Origin of the sequence: Methylobacter sp. BBA5.1 (assembly GCF_000746145.1) — a bacterium.
GTDB classification, from domain to species: Bacteria; Pseudomonadota; Gammaproteobacteria; order Methylococcales; family Methylomonadaceae; genus Methylobacter; species Methylobacter marinus.
Genome location: NZ_JQKS01000026.1, coordinates 30,559 through 47,825 on the forward strand (window position 1 = coordinate 30,559; position 17,267 = coordinate 47,825).

The window sequence follows — 17,267 nt, forward strand, 5'->3', positions numbered from 1 at the left end:
ATCCAGGCAGTGAACCTCAACTGGCTCAGATAAAATAACCGTCCAGCAACGCCATGACTTCTTCGCACTCGATGATCGTTTTCGGGCTGGCCAGAATATAATCCGCCAGAACAGTGATAGCCCGCCAGTTCGAGGCATCGTTGATAAAGGCGAAAGCCTCCATGAAAAGTCCGCCGATTTTGTTTTCGCGCTGTTCCCGGTCCGCGATAAAGCATTCAAGATACTCGCCGGCCAGATCCAGGTCCGAAGTGCCGCCGTAATAGCGCAGCGCATTCAGGTTAACTAAACGGGCATTAATCACTTCATCATCGCGCCAGGCGATGTATCGGGCTTCAGCCAGCGGCCCTACGAGCAGATTGACAATATCGGCTTCAAAAGCCTGTTGATAGGCTTGTTTTTGCTCCGGGGAAAAATCATGTGTCGCCTCTTCAATTGTTGAAGGCAAGGTATGTATCAGGCGGCCGCCTTCCACCTTGGCCGTGCCACAGGCCTGGAATGCTGATAAATACCGGGGGGAATCAGTGGCCAGTTTTTTAACGACAATCTGAAAGAACACCGGCGGCAGCAATTTTTGCCGGTTGCCCAGATAAATCGCCACGGCATGGCCTGCTTCATGGATGGCGGTTTGCCGGATCAGCTCCTGATAGTTGACCTGGTTGGCCGCATGAGAGGGTTCGCTACGTTTCATTAATAACCTCCATTTTTTTAAAAGAAATGCGGGCGATCCCGGCTGCCCGCATTAGCGTGAGGTAAGGATTAATAACTCTGTTGTTGAGTACAGATATAAAGTGGGACAAAGTCTAGCGGCTTAATACGGCGCTGTCGTGTGTCATATTGCCGCGCGACAATATGCCGCTCTGTTTGGCATGGAGAATGCTGGATATATCTGTTTTGCCTGATTTAAACCCGCTGATCATCAGGGTTTGCGCCGATTACTCTGGCGAGTTCGGATTTTTTTTGTGGCATATCACCTAATTCGAATAAGGCATATCACACGCTTTTCCGCTGAGACCGGGAAAAGATACCGTTTGACAAGTCAAGACAACCGGTCGTATTATTTTCGCCATGGCAAAAATCACCCAAAAACAGATCAATCGGGAAAATCTGCTCAGTCAGGGCGTCACGCTGTTGATGGAGCAAGGCTACCATGGCACCGGCCTGAAGGAAATCCTTGATGCCGTGCAAATCCCCAAGGGCTCTTTCTACAATTATTTCGGCAGCAAGGAAGCATTCGGCGCGGCCGTCATCCAACACTACATCAACCCGTTTATCGAGCAATTAAGCGGCCATCTGCGGAATCCGGACATGGACGCCTTGACCGCGTTGCGACGCTATTTTGCTGAATTGATCAGCGAACTGGAACAAGCGGACTTCAAGGGCGGCTGCCTGCTCGGCAACCTGATGGGGGAGATCGGCGATACCAGCGAAATCTGCCGGGCCTCGCTGCAAAGCGCCGTCGGCCGGTACCGGGATTTATTACAGACAGGATTGGAACAAGCGCAACGGCAAGGCACGGTCAGAACCGATAAATCGGCCGCCGACATGGCCGATTTGCTGGTCAATGCCTGGCAGGGCGCTTTGTTAAGGATGAAGATAGAAAAGTCTTCGGCGCCGCTGAAGCAATGTTGTCAGGAATTGTTGGAGGATTTTTTCAAGGCCTGATTTTTTTTGTCACCAAAATAGAGACGACCAGTCATCTATTTATTAATCCAATAGGAGAAGTTGTATGCCCAAATACATTATCGAACGGGAGATACCCGGTGCCGGCGCGTTAAGTCCCCAGGAACTGCAAGGCATCTCGCAAAAATCGTGCGGCATTTTGCGTGACATGGGCCCCCAGATACAGTGGCTTGAGAGCTATGTGACCGACGATAAAGTGTATTGCGTCTATATCGCGCCCGATGAAGCGACGCTCAGAACCCATGCCGAAAAAGGCGGATTCCCGGCCAACCGGATTTCCCAGGTTAAAACCGTGATCGACCCAACCACGGCCGAAAACGAATAGGAGTAATTATGAAATCGAACAAACAGCGGCTGAACCGCTTCATGACGGCGTGCGCCTTTACCGCATCCACGCTCGGTTTGGCCGGCATCACCGCCGCGCAGGCCGACGAGACCTGCCAATCGCCTTACATGGTCAAGATTACCGGCCAGGAGGATGTGGTTTATGTCTGGACCTTAGGTATGGAAGGCGTGGGCGATGAGCAGGACAAGATGGTGACCGTCGATGTCAATCCCAAGTCGAAGACTTACGGCAAGGTCATCCACAGCGTTTCCGTGGGCGGCCGCAATGAGGCGCATCATTCCGACTTTACCGACGACCGCCGCTATTTATGGGCCGGCACGCTCGATACCAATAAGATTTTTGTCTTTGACGTGCACAGCGATCCGGCCAAGCCCAAACTGGTCAAGACCATTACCGATTTTGTCGCCAAAAGCGGCGGCGTGGTGGGACCGCATTCGACCTATGCGTTGCCGGGCCGCATGATCATCACGGGCCTTTCCAATAATAAAGACCACGGCGGCCGCACGGCGCTGGTTGAATACACCAATGAAGGCGATTATGTCGCGACCTATTGGCTGCCGACCGACAGCAATCTGCAGGGCGCCATCAAAACCGGCAAATACGCCGACGGCTACAACTATGACGTACGCGTGCTGCCTCGGCGCAATCTGATGTTGACGTCATCGTTTACGGGCTGGTCGAATTACATGATGGATTTCGGCAAAATGCTCGGCGACAAGGAAGCGATGAAACGCTTCGGCAACACGATGGTGCAATGGGACCTGCACGCGCGGCAGCCGAAAAAAGTCTTCGACGTGCCGGGCGCGCCGCTGGAAATTCGCTGTGCCTGGGAGCCGACTCACAATTACTGCTTCAGCACCACCGCGCTGACCTCGAAGATCTGGCTGGTTTACGAAGACAAGGGCGGCGAATGGCAGGCCAAGGAAGTCGCTGACATCGGCGATCCGTCGAAAATCCCGTTGCCGGTCGATATCTCCATTTCCAGCGACGACAAAAGGCTCTGGGTCAATACCTTCATGGACGGCAAGACCCGCTTGTTCGACATCAGCGATCCGTTCAAGCCGAAACAGGTGTATGAGCAGAAAATCGGTTCTCAGGTCAACATGGTATCCTCGAGCTGGGACGGCAAACGCCTTTATTACACGTCCTCGCTGTTGGCCAACTGGGACAAAAAAGGCGCTGAAAACGAGCAGTTCTTCAAAGCCTATCACTGGGACGGCAAACAGCTGAAAGAACAATTCGCAATCGATTTCATCAAGGAAAAACTGGGCCGGGCCCATCAGATGAAGTTCGGCGCCTACTCGCTTTATAAAACCGCATCAAGCCAGTGATCAATACCAGGGGGCGGCCGACCGGCCGCCCTTTTCAGTTTTCTGACCGGAAGTGACTCATGAACGGTTCCTATCCCATCAAGTTATTGTTGTTACTCTGTTTGTTCATAGCCACCGGCTATGCCGATTCCGGCGCTCAAGTCCCGGCGCCCGCCCCATCCTATGAGCGCCTTGAATTTACTCCGCCGGAACCGGGCACGTACCGGTTGCCGGCGATGGGTTTGGCCGCCGACGGCGCCGTGCTGGACACCGAAGGCAACGATGCCACACTGCACGGTTTAATGGGCGACAAGGCTGTGCTGCTGAGCTTTATCTATGCCACCTGCAGCGATGTTAACGGTTGCCCGCTGGCGACCGCGGTCCTGCACAAAATCAAAAACCGCCTGAAAAAAGAGCCGGAGCTGGCCGGACAGGTACGGCTGTTGACTTTAAGTTTCAATCCCGAGCACGATACGCCGGCGATGATGAAGCAGTACGGCCAAGGGTTCCAGGGACAGGGCGTCGAATGGCGGTTTCTGACCACGCGCTCGGAGCGGCAGTTGCAGCCGATACTGGACCAGTACAAGCAAACCATCGAAAAAGTGTATGACGATCAAGGCCGCTTTACCGGCACGTTCTCGCATCTTCTGCGCGTTTATCTGATCGACAAGGACAAACAGCTGCGCAATATTTACAGCGTCTCGTTTTTGCAGCCCGACACCCTGATCAATGACATCAAGACCGTGCTGCTGGCGGAAAAAAAGCCCGAGATCCAGGCCGTCCCGGTCGATTCGGACGCATTGTATGCCGCCGGCGACAACAAAAGCCGTTACGAGCACAGTGATTATGAAACCCATTCGATGGCCCTGACCGACCGCACCGGCCGGCCGGCTGACCTGATGAAGACCGTGCGGCAGCCGCCTTTGGGGCTGCCCGCCGTGCCCGTGCCGGACAATAATCCGTTGACCGCGGACAAGGTCGATCTGGGCCGCAAACTGTTTTATGACCGCCGCCTGTCGCTCAACAACACGTTTTCCTGCGCTATGTGCCATATTCCGGAGCAGGGTTTTGCCAGCAATGAAATGGCCACGGCCGTCGGCGTGGAAGGGCGAACGGTCAGGCGTAATGCGCCGACAATCTATAACAGTGCATACGCGCGGACGCTGTTTCATGACGGGCGCGAAAACACGCTGGAGCAACAGGTCTGGATGCCGCTGCTGGCGCATAATGAAATGGCCAATCCGTCCATCGGCTACGTGCTCGACAAAATCAAAAACACCGGCGATTACAACGATCTGTTTCAAAAAATCTTTGGCAAGGGGCCGGATATGGAAAGCCTGGGCATGGCGATCGCCAGTTATGAGCGAACCCTGAACTCGGCGAATTCGCCTTTCGACCGCTGGTATTACGGCAAGGACCGGCGGGCGCTCGATACCAGGGCGCAGCGCGGGTTCAAGCTCTTTACCGGTAAGGCCAATTGTTCCAGCTGCCATGCCGTCACCTCGGAGCATGCCTTGTTTACCGATAACGATTTGCATAACACCGGCATCGGTTATGCCGTCGCGATGGGCAAAACCGAAGACAGCCAGCGCGTGCAGGTGGCGCCGGGCGTTTACCTGGATGTCGCGGCACAGTTGATCGACGAGGTTTCCGCAGCCAGGCCCAACGACCTCGGCCGTTATGAAGTCACGCAGGATCCCGCCGATCGCTGGAAATACAAAACCCCGTCGTTGCGCAATGTCAGCCTGACCGCGCCGTATATGCATAACGGCTTTTTCCAGACATTGCGGCAGGTGATTGAATTTTATAATCGCGGCGGCATCGCCAATGAAAATCTCGATCCTTTGATCAAACCGTTGCATCTGACGGCGCAGGAAATGGATGAGCTGGAAGCTTTCCTGAACGCGTTGACCGGGGATAATGTCCGGGAACTGGTTTCGGATGCCTTTGCCGCCCCGGTAGGGGACGCGGAATAGCACGCAGTCAGGCCGGACACGTGTCCGGCCTGACTGGCGGCTTAACCGGTCAGAGTGGTGCGACGGACCTGCCGCATGGCCGCGGATTCAGGACTTGGCGTCAAACAGCGACTTAAAAGCCGCGCGGTTCTTGGGCTGTCTGAAAGCGGTGAATTGCTCGCTGAAATCATGGCGGGCCTGGCGCTGACGTACATTCAGATGCTCAATCAAAAGATCCATCGCCAGCGCGGTATTGGCTGATACAGAGGCGGCCAGCATTTCCTCGCGAAACAGTTTCAGTGCATCGGCCTGCACTTCGCAGTCCTGAAATTCGCCTAGCGCTTTCTGGAGTGCTTTCAGGGATTTAATGAAAGGCTTGATCCGGTCTTCAGAATAAAGGGATTGAAAAAACTCCATTAAATAGCGCAGTTTCTTGCAGGTTTTTCTCAGCTCATGCAGCGCTTGCGCCGGAGATTGGTCGGTAATGGTTTCGCCTTTTTGCAGGATGCGGTGGTAAATTTTCCGTAGCCTGAGGTCGGCCAGTTCTTTAACGGGACGCCTGGCATTAGGGTGTGGCGGCTTTTTGGCAACCGGCTCTTTCAGGTACTGTTCCCATTCGGCTAATGTGTTTAAGTACTTTTTGGATTTGAGTTTGGCTGCCAGTTCTTTTTGGGCTTTTTGCTGCTTGGCCTGGAGCAATTCATGTAAAGGATCCAGGTCATTCCGGATTGTAGCCGGCAGGCTGTCTTTATAGTGTTCAAAATTTAACAGATAGACGTCCAAATCACGGGTCTGGCTTGTAACCTGCCCGAGCCAGCAAAAAAAGCCGGCATAATAGGCGCTGACAGACTCGGGCAGTATGCCCTTGATCTGACTGAGGCCGGAGCGGGTTTTGCGCACGGCGATGCGGTAATCATGCAGAAATTCGCTGTCTGTATCGGCAATGACGCCTTGCTCGTTGTCCTTGATGGTTTTCAGCAGGTGGCTGTAGATGAATTTGCCGGCAATATCGGCGCGCATGTCCGGGTCCAGGTGAATCGTCAGCTTTGAGGTGTAGGCTTTAGGTTTAATCCCTTGCAGTTTGAGGGCAGCCAGCAGAAGCGTTTGGTCGGAAGGCCGCAGGTTAAGTTTGGAGGTCAGAAACTTGCTGATTTTCGCGCTGGCATGGTCATGGCCCGCTACCGACTGCAATGAAACACGGCTATTGTACAGTTCATGTTCTTCAAGGAAGAGGCGCAGAATGGTTTCCTCGTTTTTATTGATGATGTTGAACCGGTAACACTGATAATCCAGTTTGCAGACAGACAGCAGGGCACGCATCTCCAGTACCGGTTCGAGCACGCTGCGTATTTTTCCCGGTTTCAATTGTTTGCTGAAAGCGGGTACGCTATCGAGTTCCTCTTCGGCGATGATCTGGCCGGTTTTAAGATGTCTTAACACCAGCCTTGACGAGGACCGGGATTGATTAAGCTCGCAGGTGATGCCATGGCCATGGAGTCGCCAGTCGAAGCTGTCGAAATAGGTCTTGAGAGTATATTGACGGCTGACCTGTTTCAAAGCGACTTTATCGCTTAATTGAGCGATAAACTTTTCCGTCGTTAGTTTTATCGGTAAGTCAAACTGTAGGGACATAGGGTAAAAAGGGTAATAAACTCAGGAACGTCTGCCATAAGCCTATCAAGCTTACCAATACCGTATTACTATTTGATGACAGGCTTTCTTTTAATCGTAAACAGGTCAAGTTAAGCATGAACAGAGAATTATGGCTGTTAAGGCATGCAAAATCGGACTGGCATGTCGATGCCGATGATTTCGATCGGCCGCTGAATAAAAGAGGGAAGCGCGCCGCCCGGCGGATGGGTGCCTGGATGAAGCTGCAACAACTGAGGCCTGATTTCATCGTAAGTTCGCCGGCGTTAAGAGCCGTTGCGACGGCGGAAATCGTCTGTGCCGAAGCCGGCTTGGCGGTTCAGGCCATCCATCAGGATAAGCGTTTGTATGAGCAGGGCCTTGCGGGGCTGAAGGCCGCGCTTACCGGATGTCCGGCCAGGGCGCGGCGGGTTCTGCTGGTTGGCCATAATCCGGAATTGGAAGCGCTGCTGATTGATCTGGCAGGACGTGCGGCCGTGCCAGACGCGGATAAATTACTGCCGACGGCCGCCCTGGCGAGGCTCGCGCTAGCTTGCGACTGGCAGCACTTGCGCACGGGCAGCGCGGAACTGTTGTCGATTACGTACGCGCGGGATTTGCCCGACGTCTGCTGATCGCATAGACAAGAAAATATGTGGATTGTCATATTCTTGTCATGTTTTGTTTGCATAATGCTTGCAAGTTAAATTACTTCAGTAAAGGCTGGTTATGAAATTATTATTTAGAATAAAGCGGTTAGTTACAGCAATGGGGGTGGTTTCCGTCTCGTTAGTCAGCAGTCATGCGTTGGCCGCGCAGACGGTTGACGCGGATATTCCGGCGTATCAAAAAGCCAGCGGTATTTCAGGTAATCTGTCCAGCGTCGGCTCCGACACGCTGGCAAATTTGATGACCCTGTGGGCCGAGGAATTTAACCGCAATTACCCGAACGTCAACATTCAGATTCAGGCGGCGGGGTCTTCCACCGCGCCTCCGGCGTTAACCGAAGGTACCTCAAATATCGGACCTATGAGCCGTAAAATGAAGGATGACGAGATTGATGCCTTTGAAAGCAAATTCGGATACAAACCAACCGCGGTGCCTGTGGCGATCGATGCCCTGGCTGTGTTTGTCAATAAAGACAATCCGATTAAAGGGCTGACACTGGCCCAGGTTGATGCGATCTTTTCGCCGACCCGCAAATGCGGCTATGAAAAAGACATCACGACCTGGGGCGAAGCGGGGCTGGATGGCTCATGGCAGGGCAAACCCCTGCAGTTATACGGACGTAACTCGGTTTCCGGTACTTACGGTTTTTTCAAGGAAAAAGCGCTGTGCAAAGGCGATTTTAAAGATAACGTCAATGAGCAGCCCGGTTCCGCTTCGGTGGTTCAAGCGGTGACCACATCGGTGAATGGCATTGGTTATTCCGGCATGGGTTATACCACGTCAGGCGTGAGATCCGTGCCGCTGGCGAAGGATGCCGGCAAGGCCTTTATTGATGCGACTCCGGAAAATACGCTGTCAGGCACTTATCCTTTAGCACGCTACCTGTATGTTTATGTGAATAAAAAACCCAACCAGCCGTTGGCGCCATTGGAAAATGAGTTTATGAAAATGGTTTTATCAAAAGAAGGCCAGCAGGCTGTTATAAAAGACGGTTATATCCCTTTACCTGCTAAAGTCGTTGAGAAAGCGCTGGCGGTCATTCAATAAGGGTCCCTGATTATGGAAAAGTTGTGGAAAGGGCTTTAACTGTTGTGCAGGGATGCATAAACAAGGATGTTGAGCTGGATTAATGCTCGCTTCTCCTCCTCTCGGTACTCAGAGGTTAATCCGGACAAAAGGTGGCTGAGATTTGCTATACGAATCTCGGCCTTTTTTTGTTTTTTATCACTGTCCTACTAATTTACAAAATGTCGGCATGTCTGAAACCAATTTAAATTTTCAATCCGCGGGCACCCAAATTCATGCCGGCGGCTATTACTTTCAATGGCGACTGCTAAAAGACCATTTGGCCCGCTATGGCGTCATAGTGGGAGGACTGGGCGTCATTGTCGCTATCGCACTGATTTTTTTCTTCTTGTTGTATTCGGTGTTTCCCTTGTTTATGCCGGCGACAGCGGAATCCGTCGCACACTACGAGGTGCCGGGGAAAATGCCGGGCAGTACCGTGCTGCTGGCGATGGAAGAGCAGAATGAAGTGGCCGCCCGATTTACCGATAGCGGACAGGTCGTGTTTTTTGAAGCGGCAACGGGCAAGACGGTGTCAACCGAGACGGTACCGATACCGGCAGGGACGACTGTCACCAGTTTTGGCCAAGGCGATCCGGCCGAAGGTGTGGTTGTCTACGGGTTGTCGGACGGCCGGGCGCTCATCGTAAAGCAGCAATATAAACAGACCTATCCGAATGGCGAGCGGGTCATCACGCCCTCACTGGCCTTTCCATTGGGCGAGACACCGTTAGTGGTGGACGATACCGGGGCCGCCGTGGAAAAAATCGCCGTGCAGGCCAATGACGAAGCCACAATTGTAGCCAAGGCCGGCAATAAGATCCGCCTGGTCAGCTTTGAGAAACAGGAATCCTTATTCGACGAGGAGGCCGGACTGGAGCGCACGGATGCCGTGTTGGACATGCCGGTCTATAATCTGACCGATATGATTATCGATGAGGATCAGCGTAACCTATACCTGGTCAGCAGCGATGGTCGCCTGAGTTTCTTTGATATCAGCAATAAAAGCCATCCGGTTATCCGACAGCATCAGAATGTCGTGGCGGTGGGCGAAAAAATTACCAGCCTCGCCTTTTTAAATGGTGATCTGTCCTTGCTGATTGGCGATTCCAGCGGCCTGGTATCGCAATGGAGCCAGGTCAGGGACGAATTAAATCGTCCCGCGCTGCAAAAAATCAGATCATTTAAAGTATCCAACAGCCCCGTTATTGGCATCCATGCCGAGCAGCGCCGTAAAGGTTTTATGACGCTGGACGCCGATAGCGTGGTCGGCATTTATCATTCAACGGCCGAACGAGAGCTGGTTAAAGAAACGATCGGTGAGCCGGGGGCTGTCGCGGCAACGTTGGCGCCGAAGGCCAATGCCTTTCTGGTGCAATCCGGGGATGGCTCGGTGCATTTCTGGCATGTTGATAATGAGCATCCGGAAGTTTCGATGCAGGTGTTTTGGCAGGAAGTCTGGTACGAAAGCTATCAGAAGCCCAATTATATCTGGCAGTCCTCTTCGGCAAGCAATGATTTTGAACCTAAATACAGCCTGGTGCCGCTGGTGTTCGGCACGCTGAAGGCGGCGTTTTATTCGATGCTGTTTGCCGTGCCGTTGGCATTGATGGGGGCTATTTATACCGCCTACTTCATGGCGCCGGCCATGCGCCGCTACGTCAAGCCGAGCATCGAAATGATGGGCGCGTTGCCGACCGTTATTCTGGGCTTTCTGGCGGGTCTTTGGCTGGCGCCTTTTATTGAGACGCACCTGGCGGGGCTGTTTGCGTTGTTTATGCTGGTGCCGCTGGCCGTGATGCTGTTTGCCGCGTTCTGGCATAATCTGCCCGAAACCATACGGCAACAAGTACCGGAAGGCTGGGACGCGGCGTTGCTGATACCGGTCATTTTATTAAGCGGTTGGCTGGCTTTTGCGGTCAGCGAACCGCTGGAAGCGTTATTGTTCAACGGCAGTCTGCGCGAGTGGCTTAAAGCCGAACTGGGCATTGGTTATGACCAGCGCAATGCCCTGGTGGTCGGCGTGGCAATGGGGTTCGCCGTGATCCCGACGATTTTTTCGATTGCCGAGGACGCCATTTTCAGCGTCCCGAAACATTTGACGGTCGGCTCCCTGGCCTTGGGCGCCACGCCTTGGCAGACCATGATCAGGGTGGTGCTGTTGACGGCCAGTCCCGGCATATTTTCGGCGATCATGATCGGGTTGGGACGGGCCGTCGGCGAGACCATGATTGTCTTGATGGCGACGGGCAATACGCCGGTCATGGATTTAAGCGTCTTTCAAGGCATGCGCACGTTATCGGCCAATATTGCCGTCGAAATGCCGGAAGCGGAAGTCAACAGCACACACTACCGGGTCCTGTTTTTGGCGGCATTGGTATTGTTTCTGTTCACCTTTATTGTTAACACGCTGGCCGAGATCATTCGCCAGCGCTTACGTGAAAAATACAGTTCGTTATGATCAAGCAATGGTTTAAAAGCGGGTCGCCGTGGATATGGCTCAATGCGGGAGCGGTCAGTATCTGCCTTATTTTTGTCGTCGGCTTGCTGGGCCTGGTGACTGTCAAAGGGGGCGGGCACTTCTGGCCGTTCCAGGTAGCCGAGTTCGTCTATCAGGAACAGGGGGGGCAGCCCGAAACCATGGTCGGCCAGATCACCGATACCAGTGTCACCGGCGCCGCCATGGCAAAAGCGGCCGGCTATGACATGGCGGAAGATGAAGACACGCTGGTGCAATACCTGATCAAGACCGGCAACCGTGACCTGACCGGCGCCGACTTCCGCTGGATACGGGAGCGCAATATCCAGCGCCAGCGTTTCCCCGCCGACATCATCGTTCTGGAGCGTCGGGAATGGGGCAATTTTTATGGTTATCTGATTGCCGTTAAAGCAGGCGGCAACACGATCGCTGCCGGCGAGCAGGCGTTGCCCGTCGTGCAGGAGAGAATAGCGGCGGCCGAGGCGATCTTCAGGGAGATAACGCGGATCGAGAAAAAAGAAATCGGCGCCATCAACTATGGCCTGGAGCGCTTAAGGCTTAAACAGAAGCGTTTCGAGCTGGAAAACCGCTGGGAGCCGGCGGCGGAGAAACGGATCGCGGCAGAAAAAGCGGACTATGAGGCCGACTATGAACGCTATCAGGAGCAATTGGGCGAACTGTACCGGCAAATCCGGCGCGATAGCCTGGTGGCGAGAACCGCAAGCGGCAAGGAGCTTGAAATACCGCTGGACAAAGTGGTCAGGCTGTATCGGCCGAATGCCATGAGCCTAGGCGATAAAACCGTTCACTATGGCCGTAAGCTGATCGAGTTCTTAACTGACAGTCCGCGCGAGGCCAATACCGAAGGCGGTATTTTTCCGGCGATTTTCGGCACGGTCATGATGGTGATCATCATGTCGATTATCGTGACGCCGTTTGGCGTGATTGCCGCCGTGTATTTGCGCGAATACGCCAAACAGGGCTTCATGACGCGGCTGATCAGGATTGCCGTAAACAACCTGGCCGGGGTGCCTTCGGTCGTTTACGGCGTCTTCGGCCTGGGTTTTTTCGTCTATATCGTCGGCGGCAACATCGACCGGCTGTTTTATCCTGAAGCGGCGCCCGCGCCGGTTTTCGGTACGCCGGGACTGCTGTGGGCCTCTATCACCCTGGCGCTGTTGACGTTGCCGGTAGTGATCGTCTCTACCGAGGAAGGCCTGGCGCGTATCCCCAAGTCGATACGCGAAGGCAGTCTGGCTCTGGGCGCGACCAAGCTGGAGACGCTGTGGCGCACGGTATTGCCGATGGCCAGTCCGGCCATGATGACCGGCCTGATTCTGGCCGTCGCGCGGGCGGCCGGCGAAGTGGCGCCCTTGATGCTGGTCGGGGTGGTCAAGCTGGCGCCGTCATTACCGTTGGATGGCAATTTCCCTTTTTTACATTTGGACAGAAAATTTATGCATTTGGGATTTCATATTTATGATGTCGGTTTTCAAAGCCCGAACGTAGAGGCGGCCAGGCCTTTGGTTTACGCCACATCATTGCTGCTGGTCATAGTCATCATCGGACTTAATCTGGCGGCGGTTCAAATCAGAAATCACTTGCGCGAAAAATACCGGGCACTGGAAGGTTAATCAAGAATGGCAACACAAAACGTACGAACTCACGCAATCGATATGGATTCCATTTTACGCAGTCAGGCAAAATCGCAGGGCCGGCAGGAAGTCTGTATCAAAATAGAAAACTTGAAACTGTTCTATGGCGAAAAGCAGGCCTTGCACGGCATCAATATGGAAATGCCCAAGAAAAAGGTAACCGCCTATATCGGCCCTAGCGGTTGCGGCAAATCCACGCTGCTGCGCTGCATCAACCGCATGAACGATCTGGTCGATAATGTCAGGATCGAAGGTAAAATTCTGCTCGAAAATGAAGATATCTATAACAGATCGGTTAATGTCGCGGCTTTGCGCAGACGCGTAGGCATGGTGTTCCAAAAGCCCAATCCTTTTCCCAAGTCGATCTTTGAAAATGTCGCCTATGGACTCAGGATTCAGGGCATCAACGACAAGCGCACCCTGGAGGAAACGGTCGAGAACGCCTTGCGCGGCGCGGCCATCTGGGACGAGGTCAAAGACCGCCTGAATGATAATGCCCTGGGATTGTCGGGCGGCCAGCAGCAACGACTGGTCATTGCCAGAGCCATTGCCATCGAGCCTGAAGTGTTGTTGCTGGATGAGCCGGCATCGGCCCTGGACCCGATCTCAACCTTGAAAATTGAAGAGCTGATCAATGAACTGAAAGAAAAATACACCATTGTTATCGTGACGCACAATATGCAGCAGGCGGCACGCGTTTCGGATTACACGGCTTTTATGTACATGGGCGAATTGATCGAGATGGGACATACCAGCGAGCTGTTTACCAATCCCAAAAAGAAACAGACAGAAGATTACATTACCGGAAGGTATGGTTAAACCGGGAGAGAATCATGGATAACAGTAAAATTGGGCAACATATTTCAGGGCAGTTCAATAAAGAACTGGAAGACATCCGCAATAATGTATTAACGATGGGCGGGCTGGTCGAGCAGCAGATAGCGCAAGCGGTAGAAGCCTTCATGACCGGCGATACGGAAATGGCTGAATTGGTCATCAAGCAGGATAATCAGGTCGACGCGCTGGAAATGCTCATCGATCAGGAATGCATGCAGATCCTGGCACTGAGACAGCCGGCGGCATTCGATCTACGGTTGTTGATCACGGTCATCAAAACCATTAACGAGCTGGAAAGAGTCGGCGACATGGCCGAGCGCATTGCCGAAATGGCGATGCGTCTATCAGATACTGAAGGTAAACATGAGCAGTATTATGAACTGCAGCATATGGCCGATCTGGTCAAGGAGATGCTGCATGGCGCCTTGGATGCCTTTGCACGGATGAGCATCGAGGACGTGACGGCTATTACCGGGAGAGATGAATATGTCGACCGTGAATACGGCAGCATTATCCGGCAATTGATCACGCGCATGATGGAAGACCCGAGAAATATCACGCGCACGCTGGATGTTCTGTGGACGGCCAGGTCGCTTGAAAGAATCGGCGATCATTCGGTCAACATCTGCGAAAACATTATCTACATGGTCAAGGGCGAGGATGTGCGGCATATGAGCCAGGCAGAACTCGAGGATAAAATAGTAGAACTCGAGGGTAAAATAAAGGTTAGATGAAAAGGAACGGGAGTTTTATAATTCCCGCAACCGGCTTGTCTTGCCGTTCCTCTCCGGCTTTGCCTACAGGGATGTAGGCAAGGGGCGTGAGCACGACTGCATGAGCCCCATGGATGGGGTGAATGCAGAGAAATGACGGGATCATTTCCTGTCCATGCAGTCGTTGAACATGAACAGAAATCCTGCCTCTTGCGGGTCTTATTTTATGCCCATTCCTAAAAAGGCGAGTATTAGAGGATAACCCGCCTTCCAGGCCTGCGCTTTAAACGCGGGTCCCATCGTTATTTTTCCAGGCCGATGAAATCCCAGATTTTGTGGGATAACGTGGAACTTTTATGTTCGGGCACCGGCGGGCCGTCCGGATAATTCATTTCGTAAATTCGGGCCGTATCCGCGGCAAGTTCGGTCATCTGAAGCGCCGTATAGGCTTCCTGCAGGATTTGCAGCGCATAGGGAACGGCGGGCGTGCGCTGGTATTTTTCCACGACGTAATTCGCTCTATTGACGGCGGCCACATAAGCTTTGCGCTTCATGTAAAAGCGGGCAACGTGGACTTCATGCATGGCCAGGTTGTTTTTGAGCGCGATCATGCGCTGTTTGGCATCGGGTACGTATTTGCTTTCCGGAAACCGGCGCAGCAGTTCGGCAAAATTATCGTAGGCATCGCGCGCGCTGCCCGGATCGCGTTGCGACGTATCGGTCGGCAGAAAACGGTCAATAAAGCCGATGCCGCGGTTGTAATTGACCAGTCCTTTCAAATAGTAGGCATAATCGACGCCGGGACTTCTAGGGTTGATCTTGATAAAGCGGTCGGCGGCGGCGATTGCCGCTTCGGGATCATCTCCTTTGAAATAGGCATAAGCCACATCCAACTGGGTTTGCGCCGCCTCTGCGCCAAAGGGATAGCGCGATTCCAGCGCCTCGTAGAGTTTGATGGCCTTTTCATAATTACCGGCATCCACGGCCGCCTTGGCCTCCGTGCGAAATTTCTCGGCATTCCAGTCCACGTATTCGTCCGTTGTATCGGCAGCGTCGCCGGCGGTCAAGCCTTTAAGCGTCTCGCAGCCCCCGATAGACAGGCTTAAACAGCCGATGAATAAAAATTTTATTAAAATTAATCGCATGGTGCTAACGACACGTTGTAATATTAGAGGTTTTCTCGCAGGATATGGCCGCGGTGCTTGAAATGACCATATAACCGGCGAGTATAACTTAACATCGAGTTAATCAGAAGAATTTGTTATGACCAGATTAACGGCAGAAGTGCCTTTAGAATTGGCCGGTATGCGTTTGGATCAGGTGCTTGCGGAGTTGTTTGCCGATTATTCGCGCAGCAAATTGCAAACCTGGATCAAATCAGGCCGCGTGCAGGTTAACGGCTTGTTGCTCAAGCCCAAGGACAAGCTGGAGGGCGGCGAGGAAATAACCCTGGATGCCGAACCGGAAGTGGTGATTGCCTGCGAGCCTGAAGAAATTCCCTTGGACATTGTTTACGAAGACGAGAGCTTGTTGATCGTCAACAAGCCGGCCGGACTGGTCGTGCATCCGGCGGTCGGGAACTGGAACGGCACCTTGCTGAATGCTTTGCTGCATCATGAACCGAATCTGGAGACCTTGCCCCGCGCCGGCATTATTCACCGGATCGACAAGGATACCAGCGGACTGCTGATGATCGCCAAAACCCTGCAGGCGCACAACAGCCTGGCGCAGCAACTGCAGGAGCGCGAGATTACCCGGGAATACCTGGCCGTTACGCGCGGGCGCATGACCGCCGGCGGCACGGTCGAGGAACCGATCGGCCGGCATCCCACCGACCGTAAACGCTACGCGGTCAGGGAATCGGGCAAGTTTGCCGTGACCCATTACCGGGTCATTCAGCGCTTTACCGGCCATACCTTGATCCGGGTCAAACTCGAAACCGGCCGGACCCATCAGATTCGTGTGCACATGGCGCATATCCGCTATCCGTTGGTCGGCGATCAGGTTTACGGCGGGCGCTTTCAAATGCCGCCTAACTGCAGTGAGCGCTTGGAACTGGAATTGCGCAATTTTAAGCGTCAGGCGCTGCACGCGGCAAAACTGGGACTGCAGCACCCGGTCACCGATGAATATCTGGAATGGGAGCAGCCCCTGCCCGAAGACATGGTCAGTCTGCTTGAAGCGTTATCCGAAAATGACCAGCAATAAACACTGGCTGGAGCCGGACTGGCCCGCCCCCGGCCGCGTGCATGCCGTGACCACATTGCGCACCGGCGGCATCAGCGGCGGCGGCTTCAGCAGTTTGAATCCGGCCACCCATGTCGGCGATCAGGCCGGTGCGGTCGAGCGGAATCGGCATATTATCAAAACCATGCTGAAACTGCCTGCCGAACCTGTCTGGCTGGAGCAAATACACAGTAACAAAGCCGTCGACGCCGGAAGAATCCAGGCGCTGGTACAGGCCGATGCAAGCTACACCGATAAGCCGGGGATCGTCTGCGCGGTGCTGACCGCCGATTGCTTGCCGCTGCTGGTCTGTAATACCGAAGGTACCGAGATTGCGGCCATCCATGCCGGCTGGCGAGGCTTGCTGTCCGGCGTGATCGGCAATACGGTCGCGGCGATGCGCAGCCGGGAACTGCTGGTCTGGCTGGGGCCCGCGATCGGGCCCGAGCGTTTTGAGGTCGGTGCCGAAGTGCGTGAGGCTTTCATTGAAAAGTCAGCGGCTTTCGCGCCGGCGTTTAAAGCGCGCGGTAACGGCAAATGGTTGGCTGATATTTATCAGCTGGCCCGTATCGATCTGGCCGTATTAGGCATAAATAATATCTATGGCGGTCATTTCTGCACCGTCACGGATCATGAGCGTTTTTATTCTTATCGCCGGGATAAAGAGACAGGACGTATGGCGACATTAATCTGGAGAGACTGA

At 53.7% G+C, this 17,267-nt stretch carries 15 protein-coding genes; 12 read left to right on the plus strand and 3 right to left on the minus strand.

The genetic code is table 11. From position 1 onward, the window contains the following. Positions 1–25 precede the first annotated feature (25 nt). A complete protein-coding gene (locus EK22_RS15960) occupies positions 26–688 on the minus strand; it encodes a hypothetical protein (protein WP_036252586.1) in 663 nt (220 codons plus the stop codon). Positions 689–1,065: 377 nt separating this feature from the next. Here EK22_RS15960 and EK22_RS15965 point away from each other — a divergent pair, with 377 nt between their 5' ends. The 4 genes from EK22_RS15965 (at position 1,066) to EK22_RS15980 (ending at position 5,312) form a co-directional block, all read left to right on the plus strand. Beyond that, positions 1,066–1,662: a TetR/AcrR family transcriptional regulator gene (locus EK22_RS15965; RefSeq protein WP_020159031.1), complete on the plus strand. Its 597-nt coding sequence runs from the start codon at positions 1,066–1,068 to the stop codon at positions 1,660–1,662. 64 nt (positions 1,663–1,726) lie between these two features. Beyond that, entirely contained in the window at positions 1,727–2,005 is a 279-nt protein-coding gene (locus EK22_RS15970; RefSeq protein WP_020159032.1) for a DUF4242 domain-containing protein, read from the plus strand. Between the two features lie 8 nt (positions 2,006–2,013). Further along, on the plus strand, positions 2,014–3,357 hold the full coding sequence (locus EK22_RS15975; RefSeq protein WP_020159033.1) for a methanethiol oxidase: 1,344 nt from the start codon (positions 2,014–2,016) through the stop codon (positions 3,355–3,357). Positions 3,358–3,416: 59 nt separating this feature from the next. Continuing rightward, positions 3,417–5,312 (plus strand): cytochrome c peroxidase, encoded by a 1,896-nt coding sequence (locus EK22_RS15980; protein ID WP_036252588.1) that lies wholly within the window; start codon positions 3,417–3,419, stop codon positions 5,310–5,312. 87 nt (positions 5,313–5,399) lie between these two features. Here EK22_RS15980 and EK22_RS15985 read toward each other — a convergent pair whose 3' ends face one another. Then, positions 5,400–6,923, minus strand: a complete 1,524-nt coding sequence (locus tag EK22_RS15985; protein WP_036252590.1) for a CHAD domain-containing protein — start codon at positions 6,921–6,923, stop codon at positions 5,400–5,402. A 116-nt stretch (positions 6,924–7,039) separates the two neighbouring features. Here EK22_RS15985 and EK22_RS15990 point away from each other — a divergent pair, with 116 nt between their 5' ends. From EK22_RS15990 to phoU, 6 genes are all read left to right on the plus strand, one after another. After that, positions 7,040–7,555 (plus strand): SixA phosphatase family protein, encoded by a 516-nt coding sequence (locus EK22_RS15990; RefSeq protein ID WP_020159036.1) that lies wholly within the window; start codon positions 7,040–7,042, stop codon positions 7,553–7,555. A 94-nt stretch (positions 7,556–7,649) separates the two neighbouring features. Beyond that, positions 7,650–8,636, plus strand: coding sequence for a PstS family phosphate ABC transporter substrate-binding protein (locus EK22_RS15995; RefSeq protein ID WP_027147217.1), 987 nt, complete (start codon positions 7,650–7,652; stop codon positions 8,634–8,636). Between the two features lie 208 nt (positions 8,637–8,844). Further along, a complete protein-coding gene (locus tag EK22_RS16000) occupies positions 8,845–11,115 on the plus strand; it encodes an ABC transporter permease subunit (protein ID WP_036252593.1) in 2,271 nt (756 codons plus the stop codon). Further along, positions 11,112–12,767, plus strand: coding sequence for a phosphate ABC transporter permease PstA (gene pstA / locus EK22_RS16005; RefSeq protein WP_200882613.1), 1,656 nt, complete (start codon positions 11,112–11,114; stop codon positions 12,765–12,767). Before EK22_RS16000 ends, pstA begins: the two co-directional genes overlap by 4 nt. Positions 12,768–12,809: 42 nt before the next feature. Beyond that, positions 12,810–13,607, plus strand: a complete 798-nt coding sequence (gene pstB / locus EK22_RS16010; protein ID WP_020159040.1) for a phosphate ABC transporter ATP-binding protein PstB — start codon at positions 12,810–12,812, stop codon at positions 13,605–13,607. 14 nt (positions 13,608–13,621) lie between these two features. Further along, positions 13,622–14,359 (plus strand): phosphate signaling complex protein PhoU, encoded by a 738-nt coding sequence (phoU, locus tag EK22_RS16015; RefSeq protein WP_020159041.1) that lies wholly within the window; start codon positions 13,622–13,624, stop codon positions 14,357–14,359. A gap of 281 nt (positions 14,360–14,640) precedes the next feature. Here the strand turns inward: phoU and EK22_RS16020 are convergent, their stop codons facing one another. Beyond that, positions 14,641–15,483 (minus strand): outer membrane protein assembly factor BamD, encoded by an 843-nt coding sequence (locus tag EK22_RS16020; RefSeq protein WP_020159042.1) that lies wholly within the window; start codon positions 15,481–15,483, stop codon positions 14,641–14,643. 118 nt (positions 15,484–15,601) lie between these two features. On the opposite strand from EK22_RS16020, the gene rluD reads away from it, so the two are divergent. Beyond that, positions 15,602–16,546: a 23S rRNA pseudouridine(1911/1915/1917) synthase RluD gene (rluD, locus tag EK22_RS16025; RefSeq protein ID WP_020159043.1), complete on the plus strand. Its 945-nt coding sequence runs from the start codon at positions 15,602–15,604 to the stop codon at positions 16,544–16,546. Beyond that, entirely contained in the window at positions 16,533–17,267 is a 735-nt protein-coding gene (gene pgeF / locus EK22_RS16030; RefSeq protein WP_036252596.1) for a peptidoglycan editing factor PgeF, read from the plus strand. Before rluD ends, pgeF begins: the two co-directional genes overlap by 14 nt.

Bases quoted from the DNA above. Each gene is read 5' to 3' on its own strand.
- EK22_RS15980 (WP_036252588.1), top strand. From the start codon at position 3,417: ATGAACGGTTCCTATCCCATCAAGTTATTGTTGTTACTCTGTTTGTTC.
- EK22_RS15985 (WP_036252590.1), bottom strand. From the start codon at position 6,923: ATGTCCCTACAGTTTGACTTACCGATAAAACTAACGACGGAAAAGTTT.
- pgeF (WP_036252596.1), top strand. From the start codon at position 16,533: ATGACCAGCAATAAACACTGGCTGGAGCCGGACTGGCCCGCCCCCGGC.
- phoU (WP_020159041.1), top strand. From the start codon at position 13,622: ATGGATAACAGTAAAATTGGGCAACATATTTCAGGGCAGTTCAATAAA.
- EK22_RS15995 (WP_027147217.1), top strand. From the start codon at position 7,650: ATGAAATTATTATTTAGAATAAAGCGGTTAGTTACAGCAATGGGGGTG.
- rluD (WP_020159043.1), top strand. From the start codon at position 15,602: ATGACCAGATTAACGGCAGAAGTGCCTTTAGAATTGGCCGGTATGCGT.
- EK22_RS15965 (WP_020159031.1), top strand. From the start codon at position 1,066: ATGGCAAAAATCACCCAAAAACAGATCAATCGGGAAAATCTGCTCAGT.
- EK22_RS15975 (WP_020159033.1), top strand. From the start codon at position 2,014: ATGAAATCGAACAAACAGCGGCTGAACCGCTTCATGACGGCGTGCGCC.
- pstB (WP_020159040.1), top strand. From the start codon at position 12,810: ATGGATTCCATTTTACGCAGTCAGGCAAAATCGCAGGGCCGGCAGGAA.
- EK22_RS15960 (WP_036252586.1), bottom strand. From the start codon at position 688: ATGAAACGTAGCGAACCCTCTCATGCGGCCAACCAGGTCAACTATCAG.
- EK22_RS15990 (WP_020159036.1), top strand. From the start codon at position 7,040: ATGAACAGAGAATTATGGCTGTTAAGGCATGCAAAATCGGACTGGCAT.
- EK22_RS16000 (WP_036252593.1), top strand. From the start codon at position 8,845: ATGTCTGAAACCAATTTAAATTTTCAATCCGCGGGCACCCAAATTCAT.
- EK22_RS15970 (WP_020159032.1), top strand. From the start codon at position 1,727: ATGCCCAAATACATTATCGAACGGGAGATACCCGGTGCCGGCGCGTTA.
- EK22_RS16020 (WP_020159042.1), bottom strand. From the start codon at position 15,483: ATGCGATTAATTTTAATAAAATTTTTATTCATCGGCTGTTTAAGCCTG.
- pstA (WP_200882613.1), top strand. From the start codon at position 11,112: ATGATCAAGCAATGGTTTAAAAGCGGGTCGCCGTGGATATGGCTCAAT.